Below are 13,485 nucleotides of genomic sequence, written 5' to 3'. Positions count from 1 at the left end.
TCAATTAACATCTTAGATATTTTGTTTAACTTTGTTTCTGTTTTTTTCTTGGCATAAAAATTCCTCCTGGTTAGTTTTTCTTTACCCTAATCAGGAGGTTTCTATACACAAAACTTTACACAGTCTCAGACCCTGACAGTATCTTGAATTAATTAGGAAGCTCTTCATCTCCTATTATATCCAAAACATAGTCTATATCCATTCAATACATCCACATAACTTTCTTTTTTATAATCAATAAATCGATCTACACCAAGTAACTTTACACGCTTCTCGTTATCAGTACTTATATTTGTATAAACCGTAAACCCCAGACTCTTTGCAATAGGAATTGCCATTGCTCCGAGGCTACCTGTACCACCTGAAATGAATATAGATTCACCTGCCTTGACACCCATAATTTCAAACTCTTACATTGCAGTCAGAGTTGTAAGTATATACTTCTCTAATCTCCAAATTTATTTCATGTTTATCATATCTATTCAAAACTATTGCTTTCATTTTATTTTCTTCAATTTTTTATTATTTTTGTTTGTATTCTTTCTCATGATATTTATACACTCATCCAGGGTAAATCCTGATAACTGCCTCTCAAGATTTTCTTCCATTTCTTGGAAGATACCTGATAGTACTGGTTTAATATTATGTCCCACAATACACTCATCATTTGGGTTCTGGTGGATATCAAAAAAGTGTGTCGCATTAGTTTGCATAACTGCTCTGTATATATCAAGCATAGTAATATCACTCGGTCTCTTATTTAAGGTAAATCCTCTAACTCCTCTGTGACCTTCTATGATTCCTGCTTTACTCAATCTACTCGTAAGCTTTCTGATATAACTGGCATTTGTGCCAACGCTATTTGCAATATGTTCTGAACTAATGGGTATTTCTGCCTCCGAAATTAAGATTAAAGTATGAATAGCAGATGAGAATTTAACATCCATTTAGTCCTCTAATTCATATGTTGCAATATATTCCGTATTTTTTGGAATTGTAAAGCCAGGGTCTTTTTGGATTATATTCCCCTTTAAACCTAGTTCTTCAGCTGCAATTTCAAAATGGCAAATTGCAATTCCAAGATCTACTTTCTGAATATCTCCTGTCTTTTCTTGTGCATATCCCTTTGTTTTCTCTTCGTAAAAATGAACTCTCTTTTCCTCTACAACAACCCTCCAAGGTTGCTTATTTGTTGCAGATGGTGATAGTCGTAACATTTGTAAAGGTATCAGCCAATGATTAGCTTCTGACTCTTTCAAAGGATTCTGAAAATCCCCTTTGAAAAACAGTTTTTCAAATAATACTCTATCATCTGACTTAAGTCCCTTTCTCATAAGATTTTCTCTTACAGAACGCTTTTTTGCGGCATATCCTATAGGCGATACTGCAGGCATAACTTCATCTTCTTTTAACTGCATTGCATTTTCGAACGCCTTTCTGTCAATAGTCCCAGCAAGCCATACTGTTGCTAGTCCTAACGATGTTGCAAAGAGGATAAACCTTTCAAAAGAATAACCAAACGCAATTTCCGCATTGAGCACTTTTCTATACTTTGCGGCTACATATGTGTTCTCCCCAATAATTACAGAACTACCAAGATTATGTTCTTTTGCGTCTAAGATTCGAAAATCAATTGGCACCTGAAATGGATTTTCAATTTGACCAATATATTTCTTTATATCATCCACCACTGAATCTGGAACCTTAATTTTATCATATGTTCGTACGCTAACTCTATTCTTTATTGTTTCTATTGAGAGTTTCATTTTTCCACATCCTTCTTATATTATATTAGTATCTGTATCTGATACAAATATAATACACCAGAAACAATTATATATCAAATTCTTTTTATAATAGAGAAAATAAATGTTGTATAGGTCAAACTTTTATGACACATACTCCATATAAGATATATACTAAGACCTAAATATAAACTACTAACATTGTCCCTAGTGACAATATCGTCTAATATCTGCTTTAATTGCTTTTAAAGTACATTCATACGGTACGTATTTTATATCCATTTGCACTTCTTAAACTGGATTTTGTATTTGTTTTATTTTTTGACTATGTTCCATCTTAAGAATCTACTACGCAAGAGTTATGGAGGCAAAAGCCGAGAAAAAAGAATTAAAAGTAGCATAAGATTTGGAAAAACACTAAAAAAAGCCGATTATTTACTTCGGCTTATTTGCCATGCGCTAATTTAATTACTCAAATAACCTGAAATTAATTTCAGGTTAAGCTTGACTTTTGTTAGCAGGTTTTCATTTGTATAATTAAAAAAATCAATGAATTTTCTATATATAAAACATTTAAAAGGGTCAGTAAAATATCTTGACAAGCTTTCTTTTATCTAGTATACTTTATAGGTCAAGAAAAATACTTGACGGGTGAGAATATGGAAAAATTAGTACAGGTTGCTCAATTATTTGACACTTATGGTTCATTACTAAATGATAAACAAAGAGATGTCATTAATTGCTACTACAATGAGGATTTATCACTAAATGAAATAGCTCAAAATAACAATAAATCAAAACAGGCAATCTCAGATATGATCCAAAGGTCTGTTGATAAATTATTTGAGTTTGAAAATGAACTTTCTTTATTAAAAAAGAGAAGTCTTTTGAGAGAAGATTTATCTTTGTTAAGAGAGTTGATCGAAAGTTCAAACAAAGAAGCTATTGATAAAATCGATGAGATGATAAATAAAATTTAGGATGTGAAAATATGATTTTTTCAAGTCTTTCTGAAAAATTGCAAGACACTTTAGGTAAACTTACAGGAAAAGGAAAATTAAGCGAAAAAGACATCGATAATGCAACCAGAGAAATAAAACTTTCTTTACTTGAAGCAGATGTTAATTACAAGGTAGTTAAGGAATTTATAAAAAAAATCAAAGAAAGAGCAATGGGTGAAGATGTCATGGGTTCACTAACCCCAGGACAGACAGTTATAAAGATTGTAAATGATGAACTTACAAATCTTATGGGAAAGGAAAATTCCAAGCTTGAGCTTACTGGTTCTACACCACATGTTGTTTTAATGGTAGGACTTCAAGGTTCAGGTAAAACAACCCACTCTGGTAAACTTGTTAAAAAACTTAAAAAAGAAGGTAGAAATCCACTTTTAGTAGCCTTAGATATTTATAGGCCAGCTGCCATTGAACAACTTAAAGTTGTAGGAAAGCAAGCTGAAGTTGAGGTTTTTGATAGGGGTAAACAAGATCCTATAAAAACTGCTCAAGAAGCTAAGGAATATGCAAGAAGAAACAACAATGACGTTGTCATCATGGATACAGCCGGACGTCTTCAAATCGATGAAGATTTGATGAATGAATTAAGAAATATAAAAACAAGTGTAAAACCTAATGAAATACTCTTGGTTGTTGATGCCATGGTTGGTCAAGAATCAGTAAATGTTGCAAAGACATTTGATGATTACTTAGATATTACAGGAGTAATATTGACTAAGCTTGATGGTGATGCAAGAGGTGGTGCTGCACTTTCTATAAGAGAAGTTGTAGGAAAGCCAATTAAATTCATAGGTACAGGAGAAAAACTAGAAGATTTAGAAGCCTTCTATCCTGATAGGATGGCATCAAGAATACTTGGTATGGGCGATGTCCTATCTCTAATAGAAAGAGCAGAAAAACAAGTTTCTTTAAAAGAAGCAAAAGAGCTTGAAGAAAAGATGCGAAATCAGTCCTATACTTTAGATGATTTTATTGAACAAATAAATCAAATAAGGAATATGGGGCCGCTTGAAGATTTACTTTCTATGATTCCAGGTGTCAATAATAAGATGCTTAAAAATGTAAATATTGATGACAGTGGATTTGTAAGGATTGAAGCTTTAATTTCTTCTATGACAAAAGAAGAAAGAGAAAAACCTGAGATAATTGGCAAAAGTCGTAAAGAAAGAATTGCTAAGGGCTCAGGTGTTGATATGAAAGAATTAAATCAACTATTAAAGCAATTTAAAGAACTTAAGAAAATGATGAAACAATTTACTAATATGAAGAAAAAAGGAAGAAAAGGTAAAAGAAAGTTTAATATGCCTTTCTTTTAATTATGGAGGTTATAATGGCAGTTAAAATTAGATTAAAAAGAATGGGACAAAAGAAAAGACCATTTTACAGAGTAGTTGTAGCAGATTCTAGAAGTCCAAGAGATGGAAAATTCATTGAAGAAATTGGTTATTACAATCCAATATCAGAACCAAAAGAATTTAAAATTGATAATGAAAAAGCTAAACAATGGATTAAAAATGGTGCAAAACCAACATCAATAGTTGAAAAGCTATTCAATGACAACAACGTTTTAGCTTAAAGATTAAAAAAATGAAAGATTTAGTCAAACTAATAGTCACAGAGCTTGTAGAAGATAAGGACTCTGTAGGAATAATAGTAGACGAAAATGATGGAGAAGTTGACATTAAAATTAATGTAGCTGAAAAAGACAAAGGAAGAGTTATAGGTAGAGGTGGAAATATTATAAATTCTATTAGAAATATAGCTCGTGCTTGTGCAGTTAAGGAAGATGTCAAAGTTAATATAAAAATATGAAAATAACTGTAGCAGAGATAATTAATACACATGGAATAAGAGGAAATCTTAAGATTAAATCATATTCAGATAATGAAAATAGGTTTAATAAGGACTCAAAACTTTTTTTAGATGATGAGGAAGTTGTTATTGAATCATCTTTTAAGCATAAGGGTAGTATTATTATAAAACTCAAGAACTATGATGATATTAATGAGGTAGAAAAGTTTATTGGACACGAACTTACTATCGATGAAAATGACTTAGAAGATTTAAATAATGGAGAGTATTATTTATTTGATTTGATAGGACTTAGGGTCTATGAAAACGGAGAGAAAATAGGAAGTGTGGTAGATGTTATAACAGGTGTTTATCCTAATGATATCTATGTAATAGAAAAAAATGGGAAAGAGGTATATTTTCCAGCCCTAAATGCTACAATTAAAAATATTGATTTAGAAAACAAAAAAATAGAAGTAGAAAACTTCAAAGATTATGAATAAGATAACTATACTTACACTATTTCCAGAAAGTTTTAAATTTTTAGAAAGCTATGGTGTAATAGGCAAGGCTATCCAAAAAGGACTTATTGAAATTAATGTTGTAAATATAAGAGATTATAGCAAGGACAAACACAACAGAGTAGATGATACAGTATTTGGTGGAGCAGCAGGAATGCTTATGAGGCCTGACCCTATATTTGATGCACTTATTGCTAATAAAACTTCAAAATCAAAAGTTATATATATGTCTGCAGCAGGAGAAATCCTAACGCAAAAATTAGCAATCAAATTCGCAGACTTTAAAGATATGGTAATCTTGTGTGGACACTATGAAGGAATAGATGCAAGAATTACTAATCACTATGTTGATTATGAAGTTTCGATAGGTGACTATGTACTTACAGGTGGTGAAATCCCAGCCATGGTACTTATAGATTCTCTATCTAGATTTATAGATGATGTTGTAGGAAAAAAAGAGTCCCTAGTTACTGATTCACACTATAATGGACTATTACAATATGATGAGTACACAAAGCCAAGAAATTTTAGAGGCTATCAGGTTCCAAGAGAGCTTATAAGTGGTAATCATAAACTAATAGAAGAATGGAAAAAAAAATCATCTCTTTTAAAGACTAAGAGAGTAAGAAAAGACTTATACGATAGATATATCAAGGAGGATCACGATGGAATTAATTAAAAAAATCGAAAATGAACAACTACGTGAAGATAATCCAGACTTTAGAGTTGGAGATACTATAAGAGTAAGCTACAGAATCAAAGAAGGAGATAAAACAAGACTTCAAGACTTTGAAGGTGTAGTAATTAAAATCAAAGAAGGAAATCTCGGAAAAACTTTCACACTTAGAAGACTTTCTTATGGTGTAGGAGTTGAAAGAACTTTCCTATATCACTCACCAAGATTAGAAGCATTTAAAATTGTTAGACGTGGTAAGGTAAGACGTGCTAAACTTAACTACCTAAGAGAACGTCAAGGTAAAGCTGCTAAGGTTAAAGAAAAAACAAATTATTAAGCTTATATCCAAAACCCCTTAATCTTACGAGAATTAAGGGGTTTTATAATGCTGAGAAATGTAGACAATTATAAATTTTTGTATCTTAAAACTTTTATTATTCACTTATATATTATTTTTTTAAGAAAGTCTTTATTAACTCAAGTTTAGTTTTCTATAAATGTTTATAAATCTAAGCTTATATTGAAATTATTAAGTAAATTTCCTATAATAAGGTATATAATGTAATATTTGAGTAAAATTATAGTTAAAATTTAATGTTAAGAATATTTTTATATTATTAATTGTAATATTGTAAATAATTAATAATAAATGTAGGAGACAATTTAATGAATAAAAAAAATGAATTGACTCATAGTCAAATCCAAGAAGAATTAATTGAACTTTTAAAAAAGACAGATGAATTTTTAAGAAAAAATGAAATAGAATATACTATTTCTTATGGAACTTTACTTGGAGCAGTTCGTCATAAGGGATTCATTCCTTGGGATGATGATATTGATATTTCTATGAAAAGATCTGAGTATAATAAATTTTTAAGTCTTTTAAGGAAAAAAAATGAAATAGAAGAAGGAATATCAGTCGAAGGAATTTGCCTAAACAATAACGAAATACCATTTTTAAAAATAGTAAATAATAATATCAAAGTTTGTGAAGAAATCAATGGTGGTTATAATGATGACTATTTGTGGATAGATGTTTTTCCAGTAGATTATGTACCTAATCACTTTCAAAAAATATTTTTTGCCATTATCTATAAATACTATAGAAAATTTTATTATTTTTCAAGATTTTATGAAAAGGGCTGGGAATCTCATGCAAAGAAGTGCTTAGCAAATAGTATATTAGCAAAATTTGCAAAAAGAAAAAACTCTTCTTACTATTCAAGAAAGTTAGATGAGTTTTCAGAATCTATAAAAGAATCAAAGTTTTTAGCTAATAATGTTTTTGGCACAAGTGGTGAAAAAGAGCTAGTTGATGCCAAATTATTTGATTCATATATAGATTATAACTTTGAAAATATAAAGGTAAGGGGAATAAAAGATTATGACACTTACCTTAAGGTAAATTATGGAAATTATATGGAAATACCACCAGCTGAAGATAGGATAACACATGGATTAAGAGCGTGGAAATATGAAGAATAGGATAACATTACTTAATTCCATCTCAGCTTTGCTTTTACAGGTTTTTACAATAATAAGTGGATTTGTAATACCTAAAATAATTCTCTTATATTTTGGATCTAGAGTTAATGGTTTGGTTTCATCTTTAACTCAATTTCTAAGTTATATTTCTCTTGTAGAAGGTGGTATAACAGGAGTTATATATGCATCACTATATAAGCCATTAATACAAAAGGATGAGAAGAAGATAAGCCGTATATTGGTGACAACTAATAAGTTTTATGAGACTATAGGTTTTATTTTTATAATATATTCTATAGTACTGGCTATTATATATCCAATATTTATAAATAAAGATTTTGGCTTTTTTTATGTATTTTTATTAACTATAGTTTTATCATTAACATTGTTTATTCAGTATATGTTTTCTCTGACATTAAAAACATTGTTGATAGCAGATAAGAAATTATATGTTATATCATTTACTCAAATTGGAATAATAATTTTAAACATAACATTTACTTATTTAAGTGCCAAGATATATCCAAATATTCACATCTTGAAATTTATTAGTGGATCAATGTTTTTATTACAACCTATAATGTATAGACGATATGTAAACAAGACTTATAATATTTCTTGGAATGAAAAATATGATAATGAATTATTAAAAGATAGGTGGAATGGCTTTGCAATAAATGTTGCAGCTTTTATCCATACATCAACAGATATAACTATTTTGACTTTATTTTCTAATTTAAAGTCAGTATCGATTTATTATGTTTATGCACTAGTTACAAATGGACTTGGAAGCTTAATAAATTCCATTTCTTCTGGAATAGAGCCTACTATTGGACAAGCCTATGCAAGGGGAGATTCTAAAGAATTAAACCAAAAGATGGATATGTATGAATTTATAATATTTTTTTTAGTAGGAGGTCTTTTTACAGTAGCAGCCTTGCAAATAACCCCATTTGTCATGCTATATACAAAAAATATCACAGATGCTAACTACTATAGGCCATTATTTGGCTATATGTTAGTATTATCAGAAGCCCTATACTTATTAAAATATCCACACTTAAGCCTAGCATATACTGCTAATAAATTTAAAGAAATCACTATTCCGGCATATTTAGAAGCAATAATAAATATTATTATTTCGATAATTTTGGTAAATAAGATTGGACTTTTGGGAGTAGCTATAGGTACAAGTTGTGCCATGCTATATAGGATGGTATTTCATGTTTATTATACTAAGAAGATATTAAAGAATAGAAAACAAAGAATATTTTATAAAAAACTTTTATCTATAGGAATAGCAACACTTATATCAATAGGAATTTCTAGTATAACTAAAATTGATGAGCCAACATTTATACATTTTATTATAGGAGCAGGGAAGGATAGTGTAATAGTTCTTTTAGTATACCTAATAACGGCAATTCTATGTTTTAGAAAAGAACTTAATTATATGCTTTCATATCTTAAGATAAAACATAAATAAAGCTTTATTACAATCATACATTATCAGTATCTTTACTGATTTTTACAAAAATATTTCTTAACAAAGACTAGTTTTACTAGCCTATATAAAATAAATTATTAATTAATAAAAGATAGTGAGGGAAATCATGGACAAAATAGAAATGGATATATTATTATCTATAAAAGATGTAGACTTTGTAAGTCAAGCAGATTTATCTAAAAGATGTGGATATTCACTTGAACTTGTAAATAAATCTTTAAAAAGCTTAATTAAAAAAGGACATCTTGATAAAAGATATAACTTATGTGATATGGCAAAAAAAGCAATTAAAAATAAGTCTCCCCAAAATGCCATAATTTTAGCAGCAGGCTTTGGAATGAGAATGGTGCCAATAAATAGCGATTATCCTAAAGCCTTATTAGAGATAAAGGGTGAAGTTTTAATTGAAAGAATAATTAGGCAGTTAAAAGAGATAGGAATAGTTGACATTTCTATAGTTGTTGGATTTTTAAAGGAGAAATTTGAATACTTAATTGACAAGTATGGTGTAAAATTAATAATTAATGAAGAATATAATATTAAAAATAATCTTCATTCCCTAAATTTAGCTAGTAATTTAATATCAAATACTTATATAATTCCTTCTGACATTTATTTAAATGAAAATTTATTTAGAAAAAACGAATTATATTCTTGGTATATGATTACTAATGAAAAAAATAAGGAAAGCAAAGTCAAAATCAATAAGAATGGTAAACTTATAAAAACAGATGATATAGGAAATACTATAATTGGTATTTCTTATCTAACGGATGAAAATTCTAAAAAATTAGTATCAAATATTAATAAAATGGATAAAGATAGTAAATATAATGATTATTTTTGGGAAGAAGCCCTATATGTTATAGATGAAATACCAATTTATGCTAGAGAAGTTGATCATAAGAAAGCAATAGAAATCAATACCTACGAACAACTTAGGGAGATTGATAGCACTTCAAATCATCTAAAATCTGATGCCATTGATACAATTACAAAGGCTTTAATTGCAAAAGAAGATGACATAAAAAATATAAAAATTTTAAAAAAAGGTATGACAAACAGGTCTTTTCTGTTTGAATGTAAAAATAAAAAATATATTATGAGAATTCCTGGTGAGGGTACAGACCAACTAATAAATAGAAAAGAAGAAGCAGAAGTTTATGATAAAATTAATGGTAGAGGAATTTGTGATAATATAATATATATAAATCCAGCCAATGGATACAAGATTACAGAATACTTAGAAGGATCAAGGGTATGTGATCCAAGCAATATAGATGATTTAAAATTATGTATGAAAAAATTAAAAGACTTCCACAAATTAAATCTAGAAGTTTCTCATGAATTTGATATTTTTAAACAAATAGATTTTTATGAAAGTTTGTGGCAAGGGAAAAAATCTATTTATAGAGATTATATGGAAACAAAAGAAAAAGTTTTTTCTCTAAAAGATTATATAGGTAAGCATATAGAAAGAAAAATCTTATGTCATATAGATGCAGTTTGTGATAATTTTCTTTTTACAAACACAAATGATTTAAGATTAATTGATTGGGAATATGCTGGTATGCAAGATCCAGATGTTGACATTGCTATGTTCTGTATATATGCACTTTATAATAATGAAGAAGTGGAAAGACTTATAGATATATATTTTGAAGATAAATGTCCTTTTGATACAAGGCTTAAAATATATTGTTATATAGCGGCTTGTGGCCTTTTGTGGAGCAATTGGTGTGAATTTAAGAAAAATCTTGGAGTGGATTTTGGAGAATATGCTATAGCTCAATATGCTTATGCTAAAGATTATTATAATTTATTTAAGGAAAAGGTAAATGAGGGTAGATAATGCAATAATACTTGCTGCAGGAATGTCGAGTAGGTTTGCTCCTTTATCCTTTGAAAAACCAAAAGCTTTAATAGAGGTAAAGGGTGAAATATTAATAGAAAGACAAATTAGGCAGCTAAAAGAAGCAGGTGTAAAAGAAATAATAATTGTAACAGGTTATAAGGCTGATAGGTTTTCATATCTTGAAAAAAAATTTAGTGTAAAGCTTGTTTATAATGAAGATTATCTTATTAGAAATAATAATTCTAGTATATATGCGGTTAGAGATTACCTAGGTAATTCTTATATATGTTCATCAGATAATTATTTTTTAGAAAATCCATTTGAGATAGAAGTTGATGATTCATTTTATTCATCAGTATATGTAGAAGGATATACTGATGAATGGTGTATTGATACTTTTGATGATGGATTGATTAAAAATGTAAAAATAGGTGGCAAAGATTCTTGGATTATGCTAGGCTATGTCTTCTGGTCAAATGATTTTAGCAAAAAATTCATTTCTATCTTAAAAGATGAATACGATAAAGAAGAAACTTTTGATAAATTGTGGGAGAGTATTTATATAGAGCATATAGATGATTTGAATATGTATATTCATAAACATCCTAAAAATATTATATTTGAGTTTGATAGTCTTGATGAACTTAGAGAATTTGATAATACATATATAAGCGATACTAGGTCTAATATAATAAAAAATATAGCCTTTAAATTAAAGACTAAAGAAAAAGATATAATAAATATAAGACCACTTAAGGATAAAAATAAGATTCAAATAGGCTTTACATTTGAAGCTAAGGATAAATATAGATATTATTATGGGAAAGATATACTAGAAAAGATATAATAAAAATCAAAGATTTAACTTGAAGATGACCCTTTTGGGTCATTTCTTTATATATTATAAACGTGATAATATTGCATAAATATATGTGAAATTATTTATATAATAAAAATGATAATTAGACTATAAATTAAAAGGGTAAAATATAAATAGTTATTGTTAAAAATTATACATCTATAAATGCTTAACAAATAAAAATTAAGATTTTTTATATAAAAAGCTAGGAGGAATTATGAATATAAATTGGTATCCAGGCCATATGAAAAAAACAAAGGAAGAGATAGAAAAATCTCTGAAATTAGTAGATATAATTTTGGAGGTTATAGATGCAAGGATTCCCAAATCATCAAGAAATCCGCTTATTTCTGAAATTGTTAAGGATAAAGAGACAATTATTATAATGAATAAAACAGACCTTTCAGACCCAAAAGAAAATGAGATGTGGGTAAAAAAGTTTGAAGATGAAGGATTGAACGCTTTAAAAATCAATGCCAAAGAGCCTATAAATACAGGAAAAATTTATAAAGTTGCCAAAAATATTTTGAAAGATAAATTTAAGAAAAATGAAGAAAAACAAATAGAAAATGAAAATATAAGGATGATGGTAGTAGGTATTCCAAACTCAGGAAAATCTACTTTTATAAATAACATTGCTAAAAGGAAGGGAACTAGGGTTGGAAATAGACCTGGAGTTACCCAACAAAAACAATGGATAAAGACAAACTCCAATATACTTTTATTGGACACTCCGGGTGTTTTATGGCCAAAGTTTGATAATGAAACGGGACTTGCCCTATCTTTTACTAATGCCATAAAAGATGAGATCTTAAATATAGAGGAGCTTTGCCTTAAATTTATAGAATTTATGAAAGAATCATACCCAGAAAACCTAGAAGAAAGGTATAAAATAGATTCGAGTAAGATGCCTATTGATATATATGATGAAATAGCAATTAAAAGAGGAGCCATTATAAGAAAGGGAGAAGTAGATTACACAAGATGTGCAAATCTTATATTCAATGATTTTAGAAGTGGAAAATTAGGAAGGATTACCATTGAAAAAGCTTAATTATTCTGAATTTAATGATAATATAAGAAAGGAAATTCACGAAAAATATGATCTTATAGCAGGTATAGATGAGGTAGGAAGGGGACCTTTAGCAGGGCCGGTTGTAACTTGTGCAATCATTATGAAAAAGGACTCCCATATTAATGGAGTTACTGATTCTAAGAAATTGTCTAAAAAGAAAATGAAAGATTTATCTCCAAAAATTATAGGTGAATCAGTGGCATATGCCTTTGGCTATGCCAATAATATACTTATAGATAAGGAAAATATAAAGAATGCTACAAAGATTGCTATGAAAGATGCCTTGGAAAAACTTGAAATAAGACCTGAAATTGTACTAATTGATGCTGAAAGAATAGAAACTGATATAAAGCAACTTAATATAGTAAAAGGTGATTTATATGAATATAGCATATCTTGTGCCTCAATACTTGCTAAGTTAAGAAGGGATAAGATAATGGAAAATTTCGCAAAAATTTACCCTTACTATTCTTTTGAAACTAATGCTGGTTATGGTACTAAAAAGCACTATGAAGGCTTAGAAAAATATGGAGAATGTCCAATTCACAGAAAAACTTTTCTAAGGAAATTTAAGGAAAGGCAGCTTTCTTTTTTATGACACAAACTAAAAAAAGGTCAATAGGAAACTTTGGAGAAGATTTGACATCTAAGTATTTGGAAAAAAATGGCTATACTATTCTTGATAAAAATTATCTTAAATCTTTTGGAGAAATTGATATAATTGCTGTAAAAGATGATATTTTATCTTTTGTTGAAGTTAAGACAAGAAAAAATGATAAATTTAAAAGGGCAAGCCTTGATGTAGGATATTTTAAACAAGAAAGGATAAAAAAGGCAGCTCAGGCTTATATAATTGAAAAAAAATTAGATTCTTTTTTAATATCATTTGATGTCTGTGAAGTCTATCTTGAAGAAAGAATTATCCACTATATAAAAAACGCCTTTGGTGATTGAC

General features: G+C 28.6%; 17 protein-coding genes. 14 read left to right on the top strand and 3 right to left on the bottom strand.

The features are described from left to right. Nucleotides 1–164: 164 nt before the first annotated feature. From FYJ26_RS08945 to FYJ26_RS08935, 3 genes are all read right to left on the bottom strand, one after another. On the bottom strand, nucleotides 165–398 hold the full coding sequence (locus tag FYJ26_RS08945) for an MDR/zinc-dependent alcohol dehydrogenase-like family protein (RefSeq protein WP_216629210.1): 234 nt from the start codon (nucleotides 396–398) through the stop codon (nucleotides 165–167). Nucleotides 399–497: 99 nt separating this feature from the next. Then, complete coding sequence (locus tag FYJ26_RS08940) at nucleotides 498–947, bottom strand: Rrf2 family transcriptional regulator (protein WP_154541667.1); 450 nt, start codon at nucleotides 945–947, stop codon at nucleotides 498–500. Beyond that, nucleotides 948–1,766, bottom strand: a complete 819-nt coding sequence (locus tag FYJ26_RS08935; protein ID WP_154541665.1) for a nitroreductase family protein — start codon at nucleotides 1,764–1,766, stop codon at nucleotides 948–950. A gap of 638 nt (nucleotides 1,767–2,404) precedes the next feature. Here FYJ26_RS08935 and ylxM point away from each other — a divergent pair. The 14 genes from ylxM to FYJ26_RS08865 all read left to right on the top strand — a co-directional run bounded on the left by ylxM (nucleotide 2,405) and on the right by FYJ26_RS08865 (nucleotide 13,484). Continuing rightward, complete coding sequence (ylxM, locus tag FYJ26_RS08930; RefSeq protein ID WP_154541663.1) at nucleotides 2,405–2,725, top strand: YlxM family DNA-binding protein; 321 nt, start codon at nucleotides 2,405–2,407, stop codon at nucleotides 2,723–2,725. An 11-nt stretch (nucleotides 2,726–2,736) separates the two neighbouring features. Further along, nucleotides 2,737–4,077, top strand: a complete 1,341-nt coding sequence (gene ffh, locus FYJ26_RS08925) for a signal recognition particle protein (protein WP_154541661.1) — start codon at nucleotides 2,737–2,739, stop codon at nucleotides 4,075–4,077. A 14-nt stretch (nucleotides 4,078–4,091) separates the two neighbouring features. Beyond that, nucleotides 4,092–4,337 (top strand): 30S ribosomal protein S16, encoded by a 246-nt coding sequence (gene rpsP / locus FYJ26_RS08920; protein WP_154541659.1) that lies wholly within the window; start codon nucleotides 4,092–4,094, stop codon nucleotides 4,335–4,337. Between the two features lie 11 nt (nucleotides 4,338–4,348). Further along, nucleotides 4,349–4,573: a KH domain-containing protein gene (locus FYJ26_RS08915; protein ID WP_154541657.1), complete on the top strand. Its 225-nt coding sequence runs from the start codon at nucleotides 4,349–4,351 to the stop codon at nucleotides 4,571–4,573. Then, nucleotides 4,570–5,055 carry a ribosome maturation factor RimM gene (gene rimM, locus FYJ26_RS08910; RefSeq protein ID WP_154541655.1) on the top strand — a complete coding sequence of 162 codons (486 nt, stop codon included), beginning with the start codon at nucleotides 4,570–4,572 and terminating at the stop codon, nucleotides 5,053–5,055. The genes FYJ26_RS08915 and rimM overlap by 4 nt, the downstream gene beginning before the upstream one ends. Next, nucleotides 5,048–5,752, top strand: coding sequence for a tRNA (guanosine(37)-N1)-methyltransferase TrmD (trmD, locus tag FYJ26_RS08905; RefSeq protein WP_154541653.1), 705 nt, complete (start codon nucleotides 5,048–5,050; stop codon nucleotides 5,750–5,752). Before rimM ends, trmD begins: the two co-directional genes overlap by 8 nt. Further along, entirely contained in the window at nucleotides 5,739–6,086 is a 348-nt protein-coding gene (gene rplS, locus FYJ26_RS08900; protein WP_154541651.1) for a 50S ribosomal protein L19, read from the top strand. The genes trmD and rplS overlap by 14 nt, the downstream gene beginning before the upstream one ends. A gap of 329 nt (nucleotides 6,087–6,415) precedes the next feature. Next, nucleotides 6,416–7,234 (top strand): LicD family protein, encoded by an 819-nt coding sequence (locus FYJ26_RS08895; protein ID WP_154541649.1) that lies wholly within the window; start codon nucleotides 6,416–6,418, stop codon nucleotides 7,232–7,234. Continuing rightward, a complete protein-coding gene (locus FYJ26_RS08890) occupies nucleotides 7,224–8,720 on the top strand; it encodes a lipopolysaccharide biosynthesis protein (RefSeq protein ID WP_154541647.1) in 1,497 nt (498 codons plus the stop codon). The genes FYJ26_RS08895 and FYJ26_RS08890 overlap by 11 nt, the downstream gene beginning before the upstream one ends. A 127-nt stretch (nucleotides 8,721–8,847) precedes the next feature. After that, nucleotides 8,848–10,593: a phosphotransferase gene (locus FYJ26_RS08885; protein ID WP_154541645.1), complete on the top strand. Its 1,746-nt coding sequence runs from the start codon at nucleotides 8,848–8,850 to the stop codon at nucleotides 10,591–10,593. Continuing rightward, entirely contained in the window at nucleotides 10,580–11,443 is an 864-nt protein-coding gene (locus FYJ26_RS08880) for an NTP transferase domain-containing protein (protein ID WP_154541643.1), read from the top strand. The genes FYJ26_RS08885 and FYJ26_RS08880 overlap by 14 nt, the downstream gene beginning before the upstream one ends. Before the next feature lie 229 nt (nucleotides 11,444–11,672). Next, nucleotides 11,673–12,509: a ribosome biogenesis GTPase YlqF gene (gene ylqF, locus FYJ26_RS08875; protein ID WP_154541641.1), complete on the top strand. Its 837-nt coding sequence runs from the start codon at nucleotides 11,673–11,675 to the stop codon at nucleotides 12,507–12,509. Beyond that, complete coding sequence (locus FYJ26_RS08870; RefSeq protein ID WP_154541639.1) at nucleotides 12,496–13,128, top strand: ribonuclease HII; 633 nt, start codon at nucleotides 12,496–12,498, stop codon at nucleotides 13,126–13,128. Before ylqF ends, FYJ26_RS08870 begins: the two co-directional genes overlap by 14 nt. Further along, nucleotides 13,125–13,484: a YraN family protein gene (locus FYJ26_RS08865; RefSeq protein WP_154541637.1), complete on the top strand. Its 360-nt coding sequence runs from the start codon at nucleotides 13,125–13,127 to the stop codon at nucleotides 13,482–13,484. Before FYJ26_RS08870 ends, FYJ26_RS08865 begins: the two co-directional genes overlap by 4 nt. Nucleotide 13,485: the final 1 nt, after the last annotated feature.

It is taken from the genome of Anaerococcus porci (genome assembly GCF_009696575.1).
In the GTDB taxonomy this organism is placed as follows: domain Bacteria; phylum Bacillota; class Clostridia; order Tissierellales; family Peptoniphilaceae; genus Anaerococcus; species Anaerococcus porci.
Note: the sequence above shows the minus strand (reverse complement) of the source record. Positions and strands in the feature narration are given on the sequence as shown.